We start from the raw sequence: 21,773 nt of genomic DNA on the forward strand, positions 1-21,773 counted from the left end.
CCCGGGAGCCTTTGGGCTCCCGGGCTCACGCGCTATTCGTTCAGGTAATACAGCTTGTTCACAATCATCCAGCGGTAATTGATGTTCAGTAGCGACAGATAATCGGTAAATCGCATGCCGAGATAAACATCATCGACTTTCACCGCGGCGGCATCACCTGTGACATCGATGCTGAGTACTTCCCAAAACGGTTTGACCTCTTTGGCTGCCGGCCCTTCGGCCTTGATCGCGCTGATAAATTCCTCCAGGGATGCCCATTCCAGCTTTTCTTCGTAATGACCAATGATGCGGCAAGAAGGATGGAAGGCCTGTCGCAGCAAGGCTTCATCAGCGAACACCATGCCTTCTACATAATTGCGGACCACCACGTTGATGTGTTCTTTAGCCAGCAGTTGAGTCGTCATGTCATACCTCCAGCGTTCTCACCATCGCACCGCCGGATCAGGTTGTTCGATCATCCACCCCACCCTGAAAGTCTAGCACCGCGCGCTTCACCGTCCCGGACGGCGACTATGATGATGGGGGTCACTTGCCTTTCGAGGAGCTGAGAGATGTCGCTGACTCTTTACTACCATCCGCTGTCGTCGTTCTGCCACAAAGTGCTGATCGCACTCTATGAAAACGCTGTCGAATTCGAGAAGCGGATCATCGATCTCGCCAACGATGCAGACAGAGCAGAGCTGCAAGCGCTGTGGCCGCTCGTCAAGTTCCCGGTCATCCGCGACCACACTCGCGAGCGCAACGTGGCGGAGACCACGATCATCATCGAATACCTGGACCGATTTTATGCCGGTGAACATCCACTCGTTCCCAGCGATTGGGACACCGCGCTGGAGGTCCGTCTGTGGGACCGTGTCTGCGACCACTATCTCCAACACCCGCTACAACAGATTGTGTTTGATCGCCTGCGCGGCACTCATGGCGATTTGACCAGAGAACGTTCCACACTGCAGACGACGTACGGCATGTTCGACCACCAGATGGCGTCCAGAATCTGGCTGGCCAGTGATGATTTCAGCCTGGCCGACTGCGCCGCGGCCCCGGCACTTTTCTATGCCAGTACGCTCGAGCCGTTTCCCGACGACTACGGCCACTTGAAAGCCTATTTCGACAGGCTGATGAGCAGACCGTCCGTCCAGCGGGTGATCGATGAAGCCAGACCCTGGTTTTCGTTTTATCCGTTTGCGGAGGCCATCCCGGAGAGATTTCGCCAGGCACCGAACAACACCTGACGAGCCTCGACAACTCGTCTACCCCACCACGTCAATCAACTGCTCGCGCTGCGCCCCCGTCAGCATCGGACCGAAACCTGCACCGGCATTTTCCGCCATGTAACGCGGGTTGCCGGTGCCGGGGATCACGCAGGTCACCGCCGAATGCGTCAGCAGGAACTTGAGCGCCAGTTGCGCCCAGCTGTTGATCCCCACTTGCGCGGCCCATCCCGGTAACGGCTTGCCCTTCAAGCGCGCGAGCAAATCACCGCCGCCGAAAGGCCGATTGCAGATCACCGCCACGCCCCGCTCGCGACACAGCGGCAGGATGCGTTTCTCGACGCCGCGATCGTCCAGGGAATAGTTGATCTGCAAAAAGTCCAACGGCTCGGCCTTGAGCACCGCTTCCACCTCGTCATACGCCGACGCCGTGTAATGGGTGATGCCGATGTAACGAATGCGCCCTTCTTCCTTCCATTTGCGCAAGGTCGGCAGATGGGTTTTCCAGTCCAGCAGGTTGTGGATCTGCATCAGGTCGATCCGGTCGGTCTGCAGCAGCTTGAAGGACTGCTCCATCTGCGCGATGCCTTCCTCGCGTCCACGGGTCCACACCTTGGTGGCCAGAAACGCGGGCGAGCGCGGTTCATGAATCGACAGCAGCTCACCGGTCGTCTGTTCGGCGCGACCGTACATCGGCGAACTGTCGATCACCTTCCCGCCCTTCTCGAACAACGCGCGCAGCACCGCAGGCAGTTGCTTGTAGGCGGGGCTTGAAGGCTCGACATCAAAACCGCGATACGTGCCCAGCCCAACGATCGGTAAGCGTTCGGCGCTGGATGGAATGGCCCGGGTCAGCATGTTCTTGCCTCCTGTTTCGCTCGACGGCGTGGATGCTGCAAACGCTGGATCGAAGGTGAAAACCGCCGAAGCACCGGCAGCCAGCATGAGTATTTTTCGACGCGTGTACCCATCAGTGTGGCTCATGGAATTGCCCTTCCACATTTTTGCTGTCAGCCACGGTCCACAGCACTTCTCGCGCCGCACGCACGAGGCTAGCCACATCAGCATAGCTACCTGTCTACTACACTCTGACAGCGATCAAGCGATAGCCGTCTTCCGGCCAGAGCCGTCAATGCCGCCCACTAAAGTTAGTCGAATGCCACGAATCCTGGTGTCAATCGTCGTCATCATCGCCGTCGTGTATCTGGCGCTCTGCGCTGCGCTGTTTGTGTTTCAGCGCGCCCTCATCTACTTCCCGCAACCCCGCGCTGTCGGCACCTCGGCATCGCTGCTCACGCTGTCGGTCGACGACGCGCAGGTGCTGGTGTCCGTCAGGCCGCACGAGGGCCCGAATGCGTTGATCTATTTCGGTGGAAATGCCGAGGACGTCTCCCGGAGCCTGCCTTCGTTTTCCGCAGCCTTTGCCGATCACGCCCTCTACTTGCTGCACTACCGAGGCTACGGTGGCAGTTCCGGATCGCCCTCCGAGGAGATGATTTCGCGCGACGCCCTGACCTTGTTTGACCTGGTCTACGCCACCCATCCACACATTACGGTGGTCGGTCGCAGCCTGGGCTCGGGCGTCGCCGTACGCCTCGCCAGCCAACGCCCGGCGGCGCGTCTGGTGCTGATCACGCCCTACAACAGTGTTGAAGAACTCGCCGCCCGGCAGTTCCCCATCTTCCCGGTGAAATGGTTGCTCAAGGACACGTTTGAATCCTGGAAGTACGCCGCCCACATCACGGTGCCGACGCTCTTGATCGCGGCTGAGCACGACGAAGTGATACCGCGTTCCAGCACCGAGCGGCTCTTCACGCATTTCGCCAACGGAGTGGCGTCGCTGAAGGTCATACCGGGTACGGGGCACAACTCGATCTCCGAGAGTCCCGAGTACCTGAAGGTGTTGGGCGATGATTTGTAAGTGGCGGTACCACGGGCAGTGTTCGACTAGCGCAGCGACCGGAACGCCGTGCGAAGTTCCTCGGTAAATAGCTGCGGCTGTTCCCAGGCCGCGAAGTGGCCGCCCTTGTCGGCCTGGTGGAAGTAGATCAGGTTGCTATAAGCACGCCTTGCCCATGTTTCTGGCGGACAGTAGACATCCTCTGGAAACACCGTGACGGCCACCGGCAACGAAATCTCGGTGGTCTTCTGTGCGGCCGAAGAAAGAGGGCTTCGCCCCATGTTTTCCCAGTAGAGCCTGGCTGCCGAGGCGCCGCTGTTCGTCAGCCAGTAGAGCGTGATGTCGTCCAGCACTTCATCCTTCGTCGGCGACTGTTGCGGGTCGGCGCCGTATGTCCACCGGGCAAAGCCTGGATGCACGAGCAGGAGCGCGGCGAGGAAGGCCGGTGAATCCGTCGCGCCGTAACCGATCATCTGCGGGCGCGCGGCCATCATCGCGCTGTACGCTAGGTTCCCCTGTTTGACGAGCGTGGCGACGGCATCATAGGTCGCGCGCTCCTTCTCGGAAAAACCCGCCGGCGCCGGTCCGCCAACCGCGAGCGCCGCGCTCGCTTCCGCCGGTATCGTGGCTGGCAGGTTTAGGTGAATGCCGCGCAATCCGGCCGGTGCCTGGCGTGCCATCGCGCTGGTAATGGGGGCGCCCCAGTCGCCACCTTGGGCGACGTAGTGGGTGTATTCGAGGCGCTGCATCAGCTGCGCCCAGACCCGGGCGATGTGGTCCGGATCCCAACCGATACCATTCGGCTTACCAGAGAAGCCGTAGCCAGGAATGGACGGAATCACCACATCAAAGGCATCTGCAGCATTGCCCCCGTGCGCAGGCGGATCGGTGAGCGGACCGACGACCTTGATGAACTCGAACACCGAGCCTGGCCACCCGTGGGTCATGATCATCGGCAAAGCGTTCGGGTGGGGGGAGCGCACCCAGATAAAGTGGATGTCGACCCCGTCGAGGGTGGTCACGTACTGCGCCAGATTATTGAGCTGCGCCTCGGCCTTGCGCCAGTCGTAGTCCGTGCCCCAGTAGCGAACCAGCGCCTGCAGTTGTTCCAGCTGTGCGCCCTGTGATCGATCGGAAACCGTCTCTTTGTCCGGCCAGCGGGTCGCCGCGATACGGTTGCGCAGATCGACGAGTTCCTTGTCCGCCACATTAACGTGGAAGGGCTGAATGGCCTGGGGTTTGGCGGCGGGAGCGGCGCTGGCGAGGGCCGAGACGCAAAGCGCGAGGGTCGCTACAGCGGCCGCGAGTGTGAGCTTCATCTTCATACCTCAGCTGAGGGATACGATGAGTCCGTCCGTGGTGAGAATGGCGTGGGCGGAGGTCGGGCGGCGCATGGTGCCCTTTACGATCTCGACGTCAAAAAGGTTAGACAATCCCGGACGTTTTCACACGCCCTGAAACCGGTCACTCATGCTTGATCGCTGAATTTTTACCCCCTTCTCCAGACAGCAAAACGCCGCTGAATTCGGCAGGCATGGCCCCTACCAACGCAACTCGAAAGCATTTTTCGCGCCCGGCTGGAGGCTGCTGCCCAAGCGTGCGCACTCGCGAGAAAGGGTGTCGTGCAGCCATTGACGGTCATCCCCTTCGGCGCGACAGATGCGAAAGCGGCGCACGCGGGTGGGTATCAGGTCCAGCGACTGCAGGTGCCCGCCCGTGTCCAGCGAGGCAAAGTAGAGAAGCCCCAGATCGCCGCGAAAGGCTGTGTGGCCCTCGATGCCTTCGTAATCGTTCAATAGATCACCGCAGCCATAGAGAATCAGGTGTTCGTGGTACACCTCGATGCCCTTGACGTGGTGCGAGGAATGCCCGTGCACCACGTCAACTCCGGCCTCGTCGATCAAGGCATGGGCGAACCGGACATGCTCGCGTGGGATATCGAACCCCCAGTTGCCGCCCCAGTGAATGGAGGCGACCACCCGATCCCCCGGATTTTTGCCCGCGAGAATCCGTTTGGCCACTGGGCGCAGGCTTTGCATCGACAAATCCTCCAGTCTCGCGACGCCCGCGCGCCTATCCGTGGCGGCCCAATCCGGCGCAATGCCGCTGTCGGGTGCACCGAGGCCAAACACCAGCAAGCGCCGCCCGCCAGGCTGCGGCAGCACGGCGGGCGCTTCGGCAGATTGCCGATTGTGCCCGGCGCCGGCGCTGCACATACCGTTACTCGCCAGGGTATCTAGCGTATCGGCTAGGCCGGCTGCCCCCCAGTCCAGCACATGGTTGTTGGCCAGCACGCAGCAGTCGATGCCGGCTGCGCGGATGGCCGGGAAGTTCTCCGGGCTCATGCGGTAATTGATGCCCTTTGGCTCCGGTCGTCCGCGGCGGGACACCGCAGTTTCAAGATTGATGATGCGTGCGTGCGGCCGGTGAAGTTCGAACTCTTCCAGCGCAAAGCCCCACACATAGGTGAAATCGGCTGGGCATGGAATCGAGCCACTGAGTCTTTCTGCCAGCCGTACGTAGTCGCCAGCATTCTTGACGTAAGACTCGTAAAGCCGCGGATCGCCAGGATGCGGCAAAACTGAGTCGATGCCGCGGGCGGTCATGACATCACCGCAGAGAAACAGCTTCAGCGTATCGGTAACAGTTGCCATGGCACCCTCCCGGACATCCCGAATTTGCCAATGGCTGGCAGCCAACCGCAGGGCCTGTCGCAAGGGCGAAACCTAAGCTTCACCCTTGCGATAACTTGCCAATGTGCGTGACAGCCCCGGCTCAGACCAGGTTGATCTCAACGTTGATGTTGCCCCGCGTGGCTTTGGAGTACGGACAAAGTTTGTGCCCTTCATCCACCAGCGCCCGGGCCGTTTCGCGGTCCATTCCCGGCAGGCTGATATTGAGGCGAGCCTGCAGCAGGTAACCGCCTGCGTTGGTGCCCAGGTCCACTTCGGCGTCAATGGCCAGGTCAGGCGGGAGCGTGACTTTCATTTTGCCGGCAGCGACCTGCATCGCACCGATGAAACAGGCTGACCACCCGGTGGCGAACAATTGCTCCGGATTGGTGCCGTCGCCCTTGGTGCCGGGGGACGAAAGCTTGACGTCGAGTCGTCCATCATCACTGCGTGATGCGCCGTCCCGCCCACCCGTGGTGTGGACTTTGGCGGTGTACAGTACTTTTTCGATCTGGGTCATGACGATCTCCTGATTGAAAATGCGGGATGAAAAAGATTGCCCTCTGTGAGCGTATCGACCAGTCCTGCTTGCTTGAGGGATTCGCCATTCGTCCGGCGCTTGCATCACCCGCAGCGGACTGGACCTTTCAATATAGATGGCGGTGGGCGACTTCGGGCTACGAATAAGCACCAATCACCCACTTCACTTTTTCCAGCGCCTCACGCAGTGCGCCCATCTCTGCCGACCCCAGCGCCAAGCGAATTGCATGCGGTACATGAGCAGAAGTCGCAAAAGGCTCAGCGGTTGAAACCGCCACTTTTTCACGCAGCAGCGCCGCGGCGATCTGGTCGGCCCTCGCATCTTCAGACAAAGGCAGCCAAAGAAAATAGGACGACGGATGACGAATGCACGCAAGGCCCGCCAGCACTTCGGCGGCCATGGTTTGCCTGGCTTGCGCATCCTGGCGTTTTTCAGCTTCCAGTTGCATGACGGTGCCATCGTCGAGCCACGTGCTCGCGATCGCCGTCAGCACGCCGGGGGTGTTCCAGGTGGTCGCCCTGATCGTTCGCTCCAGCGCGGGCACTTTTTCGGCCGGGGCGGCGACGAAACCTACGCGCAGTCCAGTGGCCACGCTTTTGGAAAGCCCTGAAACGTAAACGGTCCGCTCGGGGGCGATTTGCGCTATCGGTACTGGCGGGTTCTCGGCAAGGAACGCATACGCGGCGTCCTCGATAATGAGCAAGTCATGCCGGCGCGCGATCGTCACCAGCGACTCGCGTTGATCGGCACTCATCACCCACCCCAGCGGATTGTGCAGCGTCGGCATCGTGTACACCGCCCGCACGCGGCGACTCCGGCACAGACGGTCCAACGCCTCCAGATCTGGTCCCTCTTCGGTCACGGGAATGGGCACGATTTCCAGGTGCAAGGCTTCGGCCAGCACGATGAATCCTGAATAGGTCAGTGCATCCGCTGCAATCACATCACCGGGTTGCAACAGCGCCATCATCGTCACGGCCAGCCCATGCTGGGCACCGCTGACCACTAACACTTGCTCGGCCTCTACCGTCAGCCCTCGGGCGAGCAAATGGCGCGCCACCGAGGCGCGTTCATGCAGGCGCCCGGCGTGTGGCTGGTAGCGCAACAGGGATTCCAGATCACCGCCCGCGGCGAGCTGGCGCAGCGCATTTCGCAAGAGTTCTGCCTGCCCTGGCAGCGAGGGATAGTTGAAGTTGAGGTCGGTCATTCCGACGGCAACGTTTTTCTGGTCGATACCCAAGCCCGGCGGCAACGACGTCTCCCGCACGAACGTGCCTCGCCCCGTCTCGCCACTGACCAGGCCCATGGCTTCGAGCTCTGCATACACCCGACTGGCGGTCACCAATGCCAGCCCTTCTGTTGCCGCCAGTTGACGGTGCGTCGGCAAGCGCGTGCCCGGCAACAATCGCCCTGACCGGATGTCAGCCGCCAAAGCATCCACTAATGACTTGTACCGTGAGCGAGGCATGTCGAGTTGTATCCATGACAATTTTTTGATTGTAGTGATCGTCGATCATACGATGGATCTCTGCAAATTGAGAGTGCCCTCAGATGGAACGGACCCTGCAAAACCCAACGACGGAAAAGACCGCGAGCGGATGGCTCAACGGGTTTATCGGCGTGCTGATTTTCAGCGGCTCGCTGCCGGCCACACGGTTGGCCGTACTGGAATTCGACCCGGTGTTCCTGACCGTTGCCCGAGCGGCGATTGCCGGGCTCCTGGCCCTTTGCATGCTGGTGCTGTTTAAAGAAAAACGGCCCGCCAAGCGTCAGCTTATGCCCTTGGCGATCGTGGCAATGGGCGTTGTCGTCGGGTTTCCGCTGCTGACGGCGCTGGCGCTTCAGTACGTGACGTCGGCGCACTCCATCGTCTTCGTTGGCTTGTTGCCACTCGCTACTGCGGTGTTCGGCGTGTTGCGCGGCGGGGAGCGTCCACGGCCGGTGTTCTGGTTCTTCTCGGTGCTGGGCAGCGCGTTGGTCGTGGGGTTTGCGGTCTCGCAAGGCCTGACCGCTTCGCCGACCGGCGACATCCTCATGCTGCTGGCCATCCTCGCTTGCGGGCTGGGTTATGCAGAAGGCGCAAAGCTTTCAAGAACACTGGGAGGCTGGCAGGTGATTTCTTGGGCATTGGTGTTGTCGCTGCCCGTCATGGTCCCGCTGACCTGGTTAATGGCCCCGGCTTCGTTCTCGGGAATTACCCCATCCGCGTGGTTGAGCCTGGCGTACGTATCGATCTTCAGCATGCTGATCGGTTTCGTCTTCTGGTACCGCGGGCTTGCCCAAGGGGGGATTGCCGCCGTCGGCCAGCTGCAACTGCTGCAGCCGTTTTTTGGTTTGGCGCTGGCGGCCACGCTGCTTCACGAACATGTCAGCATCGGCATGCTGGGGGTTACCGTCGCGGTGATCCTTTGCGTGGCTGGGGCGAGGAAGTTTTCGAAGTGAGCGGGCGCGACAAGCGTTGCTGCCAGTTTCCGCCATTGGCGCGCTGGCAGGCTTCTTCAGAATCGAACTGCACATGGGCCGATACCGGACTGACGAGAACGTCCGCTTCGCTTAACGCATTGGTCGTCAACTCGAGCATGCGCTCGCCCTGCCCGCTGGCCAGCGCCTGATCCTTATTGGCCTGCGTATCGAAGACCCAGATAACCCTCAGACTGGAAGGGAACCGATCGTAATCGATCTCGTGGGTCAGCCAGCAGAACCCGAGGATTTCCACTTTGGCCGTCTCACACGCCTCGGTCAGGGTGGCCACCAGGCGACGGTCGATGTGCGCCTGATCGCGTTTGCTTAGCGGCATGGGTGGGTCCTTGTGACGGGTGAAAAGCAGCCATCATACGACACCTCCACGTCCTCTTTGGAGGACGCACTGATTCCGTCGCAAATATGCATCTTCCGCCCGTGAACCTTGTGTTGAAGCGCCAGTCATAGCCGAGCCGTGAATTCCACTTGCCCGCTCAGAGCTATTCATCCATGCGCCAAACCCTCCTGTCCGTTCGCGTTGCCTCGCTCTGTTTCATTCCCCTGCTTTCCCTGTTCGCCAACCCCGCCCACGCCGGTGCCGAAAGGCAGTTGGTGGAAGCCATCAACGACTACCGCGCCCACCCTTCTCGTTGCTCGGGGCGCGCCGGCCGAGCGTTATCGCCGCTGGCGTTGAAGTCGAACCTGGCCTTGCCGATCGGCTATGGCGGCGGTTTGCGCGATCGATTGAAAGCGTCCGGCTATCAGGCGGTGACCGTGCGCACGATTCGTGTGGTCGGTGCGCAGGATGCCGATGAGGCCTTCGACATGCTCCAGAGCGATTACTGCGAGGCGTTGCTCGATACCCAATATGCCGACATTGGCGTCAGTCGTGCCCGGAGTGAGTGGCAGGTGGTGCTAGCGCAGCCCGTGCTGGACAGTCGCGTGGGTGATTCGCGAGCTGTCAGCAAAGCGTTGCTGGCACAGGTCAATGCAGCACGCTCAAAGCCGCGACTCTGCGGTCGTCAGCGCTTCGCCGCCGCACGGCCATTGGCCTGGAACGCAGCCCTGGGCGCTGCGGCGCAAGGGCATAGCAAGGCGATGGCCTACGGCAACTACTTCGCACACCAGGACCCCGACGGTGACATGCCCGCAGACCGAGCCAGAGCCGCTGGTTTCCGTGGCCGGCAGATCGGCGAGAACATCGCTGCCGGCCAGGGTTCACCGAGCAAGGCCATGTCGGGCTGGCTGGCCAGCCCGGGGCATTGCGCCAACCTGATGAATCCGATGTTTACCCAGATGGGCGCAGCCTATGCGGCGGACGCGCGCAGTGATGAGGGGGTTTACTGGACGATGTTGTTTGGCGCGCCTTGAGTGATTGAGCGGCGTCTTATTTGGGGCGCCGCACCGCCCTCACCTTTCCACTGCCACCGCCGCCGCAGAAAAACTGCTCGCCGCCGTCCGATTCAAGCCCCGACACCCCGATGCCGTCCGGCAGCTTCACGCTCTCCAGCACCTCGCCGGTGGTCGAATCGATATGGCGTAACTCACTCTCGTCTTCTTCCCAGGTGCCATGCCACAGCTGACCCTCGACCCACGTCACCCCGGTGACAAAGCGGTTGGATTCAAGGGTGCGCAGAATCGCGCCGGTCTCGGGATCGATCTGATGAATCTTGCGATCCCGATACTCGCCGACCCACAGCGTACCTTCCGCCCATGTCAGCCCTGAGTCACTGCTGCCAGGCGCCGGAATAGTCGCAAGTACACGACCGGTCTGCGGGTCAATTTTCTGGATGCGGTCCTCGGCGATCTGGAACAGGTGCTGGCCGTCGAAGGCGGTGCCGGCATGGGCGGCGACATCGATTGAACGCAGTGTCTTGCCGCTTTCAGGGTCCAGGGCGTTGAGTTTGTCACCGGTGGCAAACCACACGTGCCGGCCGTCCCAGGTGACGCCATGCACCTTGTCGGCACCGGCAAAGGGTCCATATTCACGAAGGATTTGGGCTGCTGACTGTTTCATGTTGGCATTCCTCGTTACGGGTGTGTGGCGTTCATCCTAGTCACCCGGCAACGGAACCGGGAGTAACAAGGTCGTCGCGAAACCCGGCACCGGCGGGGTCATCCAGCGACGCGCCCGACCGCGACCAAACGACTGCACCTTGCCCGCGTGGGCCAGTTCCTCGAGTGCTCGTTGCACCGTGCGCTGGCTGGCACCGAGAGCCAGTGCCAGGGCCGAACTCGACCACGACTCACCGTCGACGAGGAAAGCAAACACCGACCCGTGCTTCTCTTCAACGTGTTGCGCCAGCACCACAACGTCAGAGGCAACCAGCGACACCAACGCAAAACCACGTTGAGTTGCAGTGATGCCGGCCAAGGGTTTCAGCGCCGCACGCAGTCGCCCGATTTCGACTCTCAACCGTGCGCGAAGGGACTCATCGGCGTGCTTCAAACAAAAGGCCCGGACGATCAGCGTTTCCCTCGACACATCGGCCGGCCACGCTTCGGCCAGTGCCCGCGCAAGGGCGAACAAGACCGGCCGTGTAGCGAGGGAAACCGACATACCGGCACCCCGCACGACGTAGCGACAGGCGTCCACCACCAGCGACGTGGACGCCAGCAAGGCTTCAACCTCTTCCAGCAACAGAGGCCGTTCTTCGCCATAGGCAATCAAACGCGCGACGGGCGTGTCGAGGACAAGGGCAGCGTTTTCCACCTCGGCCGTCAGCGCAGGAATATCGGCGTCGCGCGCGGCGTGCTCGGCTCTTGTGAGTGCAGACCGCGCCTTGTTCGTCTCGAGTCGCCGCATCGCGATCCCGGCCACGACCAGTTCGTGGGCGGTGCGCAATGCCGGCGGCAATGGCGCAGGATCAAGCTCGGCGAGCAGCACCTCGGCCTCTTCGAGATGCCCGATCAGCAGCAAACGCCGAATCTGCAGATACCGCGCATGAGCGGCGTTCACTCGATCGCCATGCGCCTCAAGCGTTACCCGCGCCGACTCGAGTGCCTTCACCGGCCAGCCCAACTCCCGGGAGGCCAGCGCGATCTCGGCCTCGGCGACCACACAGCGCGCCCGAGCCAAGGCCTCCTTTGGCCCGAAGGCCCGCGCCGCCTTCTGCACCAGCGCCTTGGCTCGCACCAGATCACCGAGTTGCGCCATCGCAATCCCGCGCAACGCCAGCGCCGGCGCATCGTCGCGCAACGCGACCCGGTTCAGCGCGCCGAGCGGATCACCCGCCGCCAGCGCCTGCGCTGCGGCCGTGATCAGCGAGTCCATCGCAATCCCGCCACCGTTGTCACTCCCACCGTCGGATGTTCGCTGTTGAGTCTATCTCACGATGACCCATCACGAAGGAGGCCACCCGACACTCGAATGTTGGGCGTGACTCTAAAGCCGCAGGTGCCTGCCTTGGCATAGGTGTAGTGAGAACCCAGTTCGTGAATGCACAGGAAAACGAATACCAGGCTGATGGAAACAGCCGACAAACATGGTTTGAGTTCCTCAAAGAGAAGAATGACGACGGCTTTTGAGTCCTTCTAAATGGATCAATTGATCGCGAGTCCGGTTCAGGCACACCGACAAAAGGCAGCCTTCACTGTGCACCGCGTTGCCAGGGTTCAGGGCGTGAAGAGGCGCGTCTATGCTTCAAATAGACGCGGGCCCTGCCCCTGATGCCAGTAAAAGACTCTGCCTATCACGACCCAATACTCCCCCTATTAGCTGACTTCCCAACTGGGGTCTAACCTTACTCGAGCGCCGGCCCCCTAAGCCGGCCGGTCAAGAGCTGATAAGGAGATAGGAATGGGTCAGAAGCCTGACTAAACCTGCCGTGGCCACCGTGCAGGCAACTCGATTGCCGCTGTTCAGAATCCCGTGTGATCAAAACAATCAGTTGATCAAACTGCTGGCCCTGCAGCCTGTGTCATTGGTTTCGCCCGTTGCTGTTTAACGCCCACGCTGGGCCGGATAGCCGGATGAATACGACCAAAGGTAGCTCACACATGGCAAACGAATCGAAATGCCCGTTTATTGGCGCCGCTGGCGGTGGCACGACAAACCGCGACTGGTGGCCGAACCAACTGAATCTGAAGATCCTCCATCAGCACTCGTCCCTGTCCGATCCCATGGACGAGGGCTTCAACTACGCCGAAGCATTCAAAAGCCTGGACTTTGAAGCGGTCAAAAGAGACCTGACTGCGTTGATGACCGATTCCCAGGACTGGTGGCCGGCGGACTTCGGTCACTACGGGCCACTCTTCATTCGCATGGCCTGGCACGCCGCCGGTACGTACCGCACCGGTGACGGTCGTGGTGGCGCCGGTTCCGGCCAGCAGCGCTTCGCGCCGCTCAACAGTTGGCCGGACAACGTTAGCCTCGACAAGGCCCGCCGCCTGCTCTGGCCGATCAAGCAAAAATATGGCCGCAAAATTTCCTGGGCGGATCTGATCGTCCTCACCGGCAACGTCGCGCTGGAGTCCATGGGCTTCAAGACCTTCGGCTTTTCCGGTGGTCGTCCAGACGTCTGGGAACCGGATGAAGACGTCTATTGGGGCTCGGAAAACAAATGGCTGGGTGGCGACACCCGCTACGGCAAAGAACAGAAGGTTATGCAAGAGCCCGGCGAAGGCCCACTCGTCGCTGAGCCAGGGGAAAATGAGGAGAGCCGCACCGACCAGGGGCGCTTCCTGGAGAACCCGCTCGCCGCCGTGCAAATGGGCCTGATCTACGTGAACCCGGAAGGCCCGGAAGGCAACCCGGATCCCGTCGCTGCCGGGAAGGACATCCGCGAAACCTTCGCGCGCATGGCGATGAATGATGAAGAAACCGTGGCACTGATCGCCGGCGGTCACGCCTTCGGCAAGACCCACGGCGCCGGGCCTGCCGACAATGTCGGCGCCGAGCCCGAAGCCGCTGGCCTCGAACAACAAGGCTTCGGCTGGAAGAACAGCTTTGGCACCGGTAAAGGCGCGGACACCATCACCAGCGGCCTGGAAGTGACCTGGACCACCACGCCCACCCGGTGGAGCAACAACTACCTGGAAAACCTGTTCGGCTTCGAGTGGGAACTGAGTAAAAGCCCGGCCGGTGCGAACCAGTGGATACCGAAAAACAACGCCGGCGCCGGCATCATTCCAGATGCTCACGACCCGTCCAAGCGTCGTAATCCGACCATGCTGACCACCGACCTGTCGCTGCGATTCGACCCGATCTATGAACCGATTTCGCGGCGTTTCCTGGCCAATCCAGACCAGTTGTCCGACGCGTTCGCCCGCGCCTGGTTCAAGCTGATCCACCGCGACATGGGTCCCCTCTCCCGCTACCTCGGCCCGGAAATGCCGAGCGAAGAGCTACTGTGGCAAGACCCGATTCCAGCGGTCGACCATGCCTTGGTCAACGACAGTGACGTCGCCGCACTCAAGAGCAAACTCCTGGCCTCGGGCCTGACCGTCTCGCAGCTTGTATCAACGGCTTGGGCGGCAGCATCGACCTTCCGCGGCTCCGACAAACGCGGCGGTGCCAACGGTGGGCGTTTGCGTCTGGCCCCGCAGAAGTTCTGGCAGGCCAACCAGCCTGACCAATTGGCGAACGTGCTGGCGAAACTCGAGGGTATCCAGAGCGAGTTCAACAACAGCGGCAAGAAAATCTCGCTGGCAGACCTGATCGTGCTGGCCGGTAACGCCGGCGTCGAACAGGCGGCGAAAAATGCCGGTCAGACCGTAACGGTGCCTTTCACACCAGGACGGATGGACGCCTCCCAAGAGCAGACGGACGTGGAATCCTTCGGCTTCCTCGAACCCATCGCCGATGGCTTCCGTAACTACCTCAAAGGCAGATACCGCGTACCGGCCGAGCAACTGTTGATCGACAAGGCGCAACTGCTGACACTCACCGCGCCAGAAATGACCGCGCTCATTGGCGGCATGCGCGTGCTGAACACCAACGTCGGACAAACCAAACACGGAGTATTCACCCAGCAGCCGGAAGCGTTGACCAACGATTTCTTCAAAAACCTGCTGGATATGGGCGTGGAATGGAAACCGGTGTCGGAGGCTAACGAGGAGTTTGAAGCACGCGATCGCAAAACCGGCGAACTGAAGTGGACAGGCACCCGTGTCGACCTTGTCTTCGGCTCAAATGCACAGCTGCGAGCGTTGGCTGAAGTCTATGCAACCGCTGATGCGCAAGAGAAGTTCGTCAAAGACTTCGTAGTCGCCTGGGCCAAAGTGATGGACCTGGATCGCTTCGACGTTAAGTAACACGAGCGGTATCGCTGAAACTGCAACGCCTCCCACTGGGGAGGCGTTGTGCTTTTTGATCGCAGAAAGGACTACGTCGGAGAGATCGTGGCCAGGGCACCAATCAAAATGGTCAACACCAGAAATCCACCCAGGAAAATCGCCATCTTGCCCATTGGGGCCTCCTACATTAAGAGTTTGCGGTGCAGCGGTTGCCGCGACTGCGGAGCGTGCTGTTATTGTGAGCCGGCGGCTGTGTGCATTACAGATGCAGATAGCGCAGGAAAATACGGATCAGAACATCGAATTGGGGCTAGATCACCTTTAAACGTCAATTCCGCCAGGATCTATGTATGCCGCTGAGTTTTCATAAAATGCACGCCAATGGCGATGACTTCATTATTGTGGACTCGCGAAACTCGGCCGATCCAATGACAAGTACCCTCGCTCGGCGAATGGGTGATCGGCACCGAGGAATCGGTTTCAACCAACTCGCGGTGGTGCTCGATTGCGATGATGCCGATGCGCGTTTGATGTTCTGGAATGCAGATGGCTCCACGCTGGATGTTTGTGGCAGTGCAACGCGGGGTGCCGCGGATATGCTGATGCGCGAATCAAATACCACGTCGATAGCGCTCCGAACCAACCGTGGTCTACTCACTTGCGAACGAACTTCAAGCGGTGCAATTTCTGTCGACATGGGGAAGCCGCGTTTCGGCTGGTCGGATATTCCCCTGGCTCTGGAACTGGACACTGCTGTTTTACCACTTGCTGGTGGCCCAACAGCGTGCAGCATGGGCAATCCGCACTGCACCTATTTTGTGGATGATCTAACAGCCATTGATATAGCGACAATCGGCCCGACAATTGAAACCAACCCCCTGTTTCCCCTCAGGACGAACGTACATTTCGTCCAGATCATTGACCGAAAGCACATCCGGTTGCGCATTTGGGAGCGCTGGGGTGGTATTCCGCTCGGTTCAGGTTCCTGCTCTTGTGGCGCCGCTGTTAACGGAATTCGTCGTGGTTTATTAGACAATTCTGTTGAGGTTGAATGTGACGGAGGAACTGTGACGGTTCAATGGGATGGCGTGGGATCTGTCTTTCTCATCGGACCGGTAGAGACAACTTTTTCGGGAATAATTACGGATAGTTTGTTACACGCTTTATAGCGGCTATCTGGTGCTGCGAACTCACAACGATAAAAAAACAAGATGGGTTCACCGCCCACTTACTAAAAACTGAATTCAGGGCACAAAAAAGCCCACTGACCGTCACCGGTCCAGTGGGCTTTTGATTACGTCTCTAGTTACAGAGCCATATCAGTCGCAGCATTAGCCTTCGGCGCCTTAGCCGGAGCAGCCGGAGCAGCAGCCGGAGCCGCCACCTGACCAATCGCCGGCGGCGGAGTCAGCTGCAGCACCTTGGCGGTGTAAGCCCACTCCTCAGCCACTTTCTCAGGGCTACCATTCAACTGAGTGCCGTAGCTAGGCACGATCTGATGCAGCTTTTCCTGCCAGGCCGGCGAAGCAACCTTGTCCTTGAACACTTTCTGCAGCACGGTCAGCATGATCGGTGCAGCGGTCGAAGCGCCCGGCGATGCGCCCAGCAAACCAGCGATGGTGCCGTCTTGCGAAGCAACAATCTCGGTACCCAATTTCAGCACGCCACCGGCAGCTTCATCACGCTTGATGATCTGTACGCGTTGGCCGGCTTGCCACAGGCGCCAGTCTTCGGCTTTGGCGTTCGGGAAGTATTCTTTCAGGGCGTTGAGGCGGTCTTCGTCAGACAGCATCAGTTGGCCAGCCAGGTACTCGACCAGCGGGTATTCCTTGATGCCGACTTTGGTCATTGGCCACACGTTGTGCGTGGTGGTGGTGGTCAGCAGGTCCAGGTACGAGCCTTCTTTGAGGAACTTGGTGCTGAAGGTCGCGAATGGGCCAAACAGGATGACGCGCTTGCCGTCCAGGACACGGGTGTCCAGGTGCGGAACCGACATTGGCGGTGCGCCAACGGAGGCTTTGCCGTAGGCCTTGGCCAGGTGTTGCTCGGCGATGGTCGGGTTCTCGGTCACCAGGAACGAGCCGCCAACCGGGAAGCCTGCGTATTCCTTGGCTTCAGGAATGCCGGACTTCTGCAGCAGGTGCAGTGCACCGCCGCCCGCGCCGATGAACACGAACTTGGCGTCGGTTTCGGATTGGGTGCCGTCTTTCAGGTTTTTGTAGCTGACGCGCCAGCTGCCGTCTTCGTTCTTGGTGATGTCTTGCACTTCGCTAGACAGTTTCAAGTCGAACTTTGGCGTGGTTTGCAGGTGCGCAACGAATTGGCGGGTGATCTCGCCGAAGTTCACGTCGGTACCGATCGGAGACCAGGTGGCCGCGACTTTCTGGTTCGGGTCACGCCCTTCCATCATCAGCGGAACCCACTTTTTGATCACAGCCGGGTCTTCGGAGTACTGCATGCCGGCGAACAGCGGGCTTGCTTGCAGGGCTTCGTAGCGCTTTTTCAGGAACTTGATGTTGTCATCGCCCCACACAAAGCTCATGTGCGGCGTGGAGTTGATGAACGAACGCGGGTTCTTCAGTACGCCTTGCTGAACCTGCCAGGCCCAGAATTGACGGGAGATCTGGAAGGCTTCGTTGATTTCAACGGCTTTCGGGATCTGAACGTTGCCTTTATCGTCTTCCGGGGTGTAGTTCAACTCGGCCAGGGCGGAGTGACCGGTACCGGCGTTGTTCCAGCCGTTGGAGCTTTCCAGGGCGACACCGTCGAGGCGCTCGACCATTTCCATCGACATACCCGGTTCCAGCTCATTGAGCCAGACACCGAGGGTTGCGCTCATGATGCCGCCACCAATCAGCAGCACATCGACTTTCTTTGCCTCTTCCGCTTGCGCGGACACGATCCCCATCGACAAAGCCAGCCCCAGCAGGGCCGTGTTCATTTTTTTAAACATGTGTAGCACCTATGATAAAACGCCATCCGCCCTTCCATCCCCACGCTTGAGGCCCCTGGTTCACGGCATGCAGGCAGCATGCTGTGGGTTCCGCACGCATAAGGATTGGAGGGTGGGCACACAAGGCCGACGTGTCTCCATCGACCTCAGTTTATATGTCCCTACTGAACTGACTTTTTATCATTATTGGCTTCAGCTACTTGAGCGACAGTGATTCTGTTGGCGCGTCTCGAGGACACGCAAACTGAATAAGTCAAAGCAAGTTGGGGCGAAGAATATCACGACACGGCAAACCCGCGCGTCTGTTCCCGACTTGATAGTCCTGGCTCGAGCGCTGAGCCCACTATACTCATCGTGATTTTCTCGACGAGCCTGTGAGGAGCAGTCATGAGCGACAAAAACGATTTGCGCAAATATTCCTCCCAAGTGGTCGACGGCGTGGAACGCGCGCCGGGACGATCCATGCTGCGCGCAGTGGGTTTCACGGACGAGGACTTCAAGAAACCGCAGATCGGCATCGCCTCCACCTGGGCGATGGTCACGCCCTGCAACATGCACATCGACAAGCTGGCGATTGAAGCCGAAAAAGGCGCGAATGCCGCTGGCGCCAAGGGCGTCATTTTCAACACGATCACCATTTCCGACGGCATCGCCAACGGCACCGAAGGCATGAAGTATTCGCTGGTGTCGCGGGAAGTGATCGCCGATTCCATTGAGGTGGTGGCCGGTTGCGAAGGCTTTGACGGCCTGGTAACCGTGGGCGGTTGTGACAAGAACATGCCGGGCTGCCTGATCGGCATGGCGCGGCTGAACCGCCCTTCCATCTTCGTCTATGGCGGCACCATCCGGCCGGGCGCCGGCCACACCGATATCATCTCCGTGTTCGAGGCTGTGGGTCAGAACGCGCGGGGGGATATCAGCGAAATTCAGGTCAAGCAAATCGAGGAAGTGGCGATTCCAGGCCCCGGTTCCTGCGGCGGCATGTACACGGCCAACACCATGGCTTCGGCGATTGAGGCGTTGGGCATGAGCCTGCCCGGTTCCAGCTCTCAGGACGCCGTCGGCAGCGACAAGGCTTCGGACAGTTTCCGCGCCGGTCAGCAGGTCATGGAGCTGCTCAAACAAGACATCAAACCGCGCGACATCATGACCCGCAAGGCCTTTGAAAATGCGATTCGGGTGGTGATCGCCCTCGCCGGCTCGACCAATGCCGTGCTGCATCTTCTGGCCATGGCGCATGCCGTGGATGTCGAGCTGACGCTGGATGATTTTGTCGAGCTGGGCAAGGTGTCTCCCGTGGTGGCCGACCTGCGCCCCAGCGGTCAATACATGATGAGTGAACTGGTGGCCATCGGCGGCATTCAGCCGCTGATGAAGCGCATGCTCGCCGCCGGGATGCTGCATGGCGATGCACTGACGGTCACCGGCAAAACCCTGGCCGAAAACCTGGAAAACGTGCCCGACTACCCCGAGGGCCAGGACGTGATCCTGCCCTTCGACCAACCGATCAAAAAGGACTCTCATTTAGTAGTGCTGCGCGGCAACCTTTCGCCCACCGGTGCCGTGGCCAAGATCACCGGCAAGGAAGGCTTGCGCTTTGAAGGCACGGCGCGGGTCTATCACGGCGAGGAAGGTGCGCTGGCTGGCATCCTCAATGGCGAAGTCAAAGCCGGCGATGTGATCGTGATTCGCTACGAAGGCCCAAAAGGTGGCCCGGGCATGCGCGAAATGCTTTCGCCGACGTCGGCGGTCATGGGCAAAGGGTTGGGCAAGGACGTTGCGCTGATCACCGATGGTCGCTTCTCCGGCGGTTCACATGGGTTTGTGGTGGGTCATATCACACCCGAAGCCTTTGATGGCGGGCCGATCGCGCTGATTGAAGACGGCGACAAGATCACCATCGACGCCGAAACACGGCAGATCACGGTCGATGTTTCCGACACCGAACTGGCCGAGCGCAAGACCCGCTGGGTACGCCCGGAATCCAAGTACAAACGCGGCGTGTTGGCCAAGTACGCGAAGACCGTGTCCAGCGCCTCGGAAGGCGCCGTCACAGATAAGTACCTCTAGATCATCAAAGCCGAAACCGGTCCACCGACTGCGAGAGCTTGCCTGCGAGGGTGGACAACTCATCGGTGGTCGAAGCGGTCCGGCCAATCACCTTGCTGTTGCCTTCGGACATGCCGGCAATCATTTCGACTTGATGGGCGATTTCGTTGCTGGCCAGGCTCTGCTCACCGATGGTGCGGGTGATGTCATTGACCAGTTGCGTGGTGTTCAACGTGGCGTCGAGGATTTCGCGGATGGCGCGCTCGACGTCAGCGGTCACGGCCATGCCTTTGTCGACCTGCGCCACGCCCGCCTCCATGCTGCTCACCGCCTCACGGGTGCTTTGCTGGATGCGCGAGACCATCGTGGCAATTTCCTGGGTGGAGGCGCTGGTGCGTCCCGCCAAGCTGCGCACTTCGTCGGCCACCACGGCAAATCCACGGCCCTGCTCACCGGCACGAGCGGCTTCGATCGCGGCGTTGAGCGCCAGCAGGTTGGTTTGGTCGGCGATGCCCTTGATCACCTGGATGATGCTGAAAATCCCTTCGGACTCCTTGTCCAGCGTGCGGATCACCTGGGCCGATTGCTGCGCCGAACGCGCAATACCGTCCATGTCGTTGACCACCTGATGGATCACACGACCACCATCCTTGGCCAGTGCCTCGGCCTGATTGGCCATGTTCAGTGCGCGCTCGGCATGCCGGGTGATTTCCTCGATGCTCGCGGTCATTTCGCTGGCCGCCGCCGCCATGGTACTGGCGGCTACGCTTTGCTGCTGGCTGCTACCGGCGACTTCGTGGCAGCCACTGCTCAATTGCTCACTCATGCCAGTCACGCCGTGGGCGTTGCTGCGCACGACTTCGATCATGCTGCGCAGGTCGCGCTGCATGGTCGCGAGGCTGCGAATCAGCGCGCTCGCTTCGTCGTTGTGAGTGGGCTCGACAATCGGTTCGCTCAGGTTGCCATGGGCGATGCTGTCGGCGATGCGGCTGGCGGTTTTCAACGGCCCCATGATGCTCAGCATCACCCAGCGCCCTTGGGCCAACAGCAATAACAGGCTGGCGATCAGGACGCCGCCGAGGGTGAAGTTGGCGTTACTGATGACTTTCTGAGTACCGACACTGGTCTGTTGGGTGTTGGTTTCGATCAGTTCGCTGAGGGCGGCCATCTGGTCTTCCAGCTGGCTGAATACCGTACTGAAACTGCCCAGTTGTTGCTGCGCGGCTTCCGGATTTTCCAGCGCCAGCGCGACGATGCGTTCGGCGGCGCTGATGTAGGTATCGAGGCTGGGCTTGATCTTGTTCAGGCCCGCTTTAAGGGTGTCGTTAACCGGCAACTTGAGGTTTTCACCGAGCATTTCACGAAAATGCGCCGCATGTTCCTCGATGGAGGTGCGCACCTCGGCTTTGCTGCTGGTGCTTTTACCCAGCCCGACCAGCATCGCCGACAGCACGTCGGCGCGTAACGCGTCGTGCATCATGTCGGCTTCGAGGTGATTGCGCAGCACGGCCATACTGACCTCGTTGTCATTCACCGCCTCAGCCATCTGGGTGTTTCCCAGGTAACTGACCAGACTCATGATCAACGCGGTCATCAGCCCGGTGCCAATCAGCAGAATCAAACGTAATTTTATGGACACTCTGTGGATCCTCTCTCAGCACGTTTGCCAGTGGCGTAAAGCCCACTGCGGATTGGTTTGCTAAAGGGGATATCGGCTGGCACGAGTGGTTATTGAAGCGAATGTCCATAC

The 21,773-nt window shown here is 60.2% G+C and carries 18 protein-coding genes and 1 pseudogene; 7 read left to right on the plus strand and 12 right to left on the minus strand.

Going from position 1 to position 21,773, the window contains the following annotated elements:
- Nucleotides 1–32: 32 nt before the first annotated feature.
- The gene (locus ABH912_RS07960) at nt 33–404 is read right to left on the minus strand and encodes a nuclear transport factor 2 family protein (RefSeq protein ID WP_429510301.1); all 372 of its coding nucleotides are present in this window, start codon (nt 402–404) and stop codon (nt 33–35) included.
- A 147-nt stretch (nt 405–551) separates the two neighbouring features.
- Between ABH912_RS07960 and ABH912_RS07965 the strand changes: the two genes are divergently transcribed.
- The gene (locus ABH912_RS07965; protein WP_429510302.1) at nt 552–1,232 is read left to right on the plus strand and encodes a glutathione S-transferase family protein; all 681 of its coding nucleotides are present in this window, start codon (nt 552–554) and stop codon (nt 1,230–1,232) included.
- 18 nt (nt 1,233–1,250) lie between these two features.
- On the opposite strand, the gene ABH912_RS07970 is transcribed toward ABH912_RS07965, so the two are convergent.
- A complete protein-coding gene (locus tag ABH912_RS07970; RefSeq protein WP_429510303.1) occupies nt 1,251–2,195 on the minus strand; it encodes an aldo/keto reductase in 945 nt (314 codons plus the stop codon).
- Nucleotides 2,196–2,343: 148 nt separating this feature from the next.
- On the opposite strand from ABH912_RS07970, the gene ABH912_RS07975 reads away from it, so the two are divergent.
- Nucleotides 2,344–3,132 (plus strand): alpha/beta hydrolase, encoded by a 789-nt coding sequence (locus ABH912_RS07975; RefSeq protein WP_033056619.1) that lies wholly within the window; start codon nt 2,344–2,346, stop codon nt 3,130–3,132.
- A 26-nt stretch (nt 3,133–3,158) separates the two neighbouring features.
- Here the strand turns inward: ABH912_RS07975 and ABH912_RS07980 are convergent, their stop codons facing one another.
- The 4 genes from ABH912_RS07980 to ABH912_RS07995 form a co-directional block, all read right to left on the minus strand.
- Nucleotides 3,159–4,430: an epoxide hydrolase family protein gene (locus ABH912_RS07980; protein WP_429510304.1), complete on the minus strand. Its 1,272-nt coding sequence runs from the start codon at nt 4,428–4,430 to the stop codon at nt 3,159–3,161.
- A 222-nt stretch (nt 4,431–4,652) separates the two neighbouring features.
- Entirely contained in the window at nt 4,653–5,765 is a 1,113-nt protein-coding gene (locus ABH912_RS07985; RefSeq protein ID WP_429510305.1) for a CapA family protein, read from the minus strand.
- A gap of 121 nt (nt 5,766–5,886) precedes the next feature.
- Nucleotides 5,887–6,303: an organic hydroperoxide resistance protein gene (locus tag ABH912_RS07990; protein ID WP_429510306.1), complete on the minus strand. Its 417-nt coding sequence runs from the start codon at nt 6,301–6,303 to the stop codon at nt 5,887–5,889.
- Nucleotides 6,304–6,460: 157 nt separating this feature from the next.
- A complete protein-coding gene (locus ABH912_RS07995; RefSeq protein WP_429510307.1) occupies nt 6,461–7,792 on the minus strand; it encodes a PLP-dependent aminotransferase family protein in 1,332 nt (443 codons plus the stop codon).
- A gap of 83 nt (nt 7,793–7,875) precedes the next feature.
- On the opposite strand from ABH912_RS07995, the gene ABH912_RS08000 reads away from it, so the two are divergent.
- The gene (locus ABH912_RS08000; protein WP_033056629.1) at nt 7,876–8,766 is read left to right on the plus strand and encodes a DMT family transporter; all 891 of its coding nucleotides are present in this window, start codon (nt 7,876–7,878) and stop codon (nt 8,764–8,766) included.
- On the opposite strand, the gene ABH912_RS08005 is transcribed toward ABH912_RS08000, so the two are convergent.
- Nucleotides 8,714–9,121 (minus strand): hypothetical protein, encoded by a 408-nt coding sequence (locus tag ABH912_RS08005; protein ID WP_429510308.1) that lies wholly within the window; start codon nt 9,119–9,121, stop codon nt 8,714–8,716. The two genes, ABH912_RS08000 and ABH912_RS08005, sit on opposite strands and share 53 nt — an antisense overlap.
- 173 nt (nt 9,122–9,294) lie before the next feature.
- Between ABH912_RS08005 and ABH912_RS08010 the strand changes: the two genes are divergently transcribed.
- Nucleotides 9,295–10,155: a CAP domain-containing protein gene (locus ABH912_RS08010; protein WP_429510309.1), complete on the plus strand. Its 861-nt coding sequence runs from the start codon at nt 9,295–9,297 to the stop codon at nt 10,153–10,155.
- A gap of 16 nt (nt 10,156–10,171) precedes the next feature.
- Here the strand turns inward: ABH912_RS08010 and ABH912_RS08015 are convergent, their stop codons facing one another.
- Nucleotides 10,172–10,801, minus strand: coding sequence for a glutamine cyclotransferase (locus tag ABH912_RS08015; protein ID WP_429510310.1), 630 nt, complete (start codon nt 10,799–10,801; stop codon nt 10,172–10,174).
- Nucleotides 10,802–10,837: 36 nt separating this feature from the next.
- Nucleotides 10,838–12,058 (minus strand): helix-turn-helix domain-containing protein, encoded by a 1,221-nt coding sequence (locus tag ABH912_RS08020; RefSeq protein WP_429510311.1) that lies wholly within the window; start codon nt 12,056–12,058, stop codon nt 10,838–10,840.
- A gap of 725 nt (nt 12,059–12,783) precedes the next feature.
- On the opposite strand from ABH912_RS08020, the gene katG reads away from it, so the two are divergent.
- Together katG and dapF are read left to right on the plus strand one after the other, a co-directional pair.
- On the plus strand, nt 12,784–15,039 hold the full coding sequence (gene katG / locus ABH912_RS08025; RefSeq protein WP_429510312.1) for a catalase/peroxidase HPI: 2,256 nt from the start codon (nt 12,784–12,786) through the stop codon (nt 15,037–15,039).
- Between the two features lie 332 nt (nt 15,040–15,371).
- The gene (gene dapF / locus ABH912_RS08030) at nt 15,372–16,190 is read left to right on the plus strand and encodes a diaminopimelate epimerase (RefSeq protein ID WP_033056636.1); all 819 of its coding nucleotides are present in this window, start codon (nt 15,372–15,374) and stop codon (nt 16,188–16,190) included.
- 137 nt (nt 16,191–16,327) lie between these two features.
- Here the strand turns inward: dapF and mqo are convergent, their stop codons facing one another.
- On the minus strand, nt 16,328–17,974 hold the full coding sequence (gene mqo / locus ABH912_RS08035) for a malate dehydrogenase (quinone) (RefSeq protein WP_429510313.1): 1,647 nt from the start codon (nt 17,972–17,974) through the stop codon (nt 16,328–16,330).
- A 387-nt stretch (nt 17,975–18,361) separates the two neighbouring features.
- On the opposite strand from mqo, the gene ilvD reads away from it, so the two are divergent.
- Entirely contained in the window at nt 18,362–20,044 is a 1,683-nt protein-coding gene (gene ilvD / locus ABH912_RS08040; protein WP_429510314.1) for a dihydroxy-acid dehydratase, read from the plus strand.
- A gap of 4 nt (nt 20,045–20,048) precedes the next feature.
- Here the strand turns inward: ilvD and ABH912_RS08045 are convergent, their stop codons facing one another.
- Both ABH912_RS08045 and ABH912_RS08050 read right to left on the minus strand, forming a co-directional pair.
- Nucleotides 20,049–20,912 (minus strand): methyl-accepting chemotaxis protein, encoded by an 864-nt coding sequence (locus tag ABH912_RS08045; RefSeq protein WP_429513071.1) that lies wholly within the window; start codon nt 20,910–20,912, stop codon nt 20,049–20,051.
- Nucleotides 20,907–21,662: pseudogene (locus ABH912_RS08050) on the minus strand (MCP four helix bundle domain-containing protein); the annotation flags it as partial. The gene ABH912_RS08045 and the pseudogene ABH912_RS08050, both read right to left, overlap by 6 nt.
- Nucleotides 21,663–21,773 lie beyond the last annotated feature (111 nt).

Source organism: Pseudomonas sp. BT76 TE3572 (assembly GCF_050435365.1).
Taxonomy (GTDB): domain Bacteria; phylum Pseudomonadota; class Gammaproteobacteria; order Pseudomonadales; family Pseudomonadaceae; genus Aquipseudomonas; species Aquipseudomonas fluorescens_W.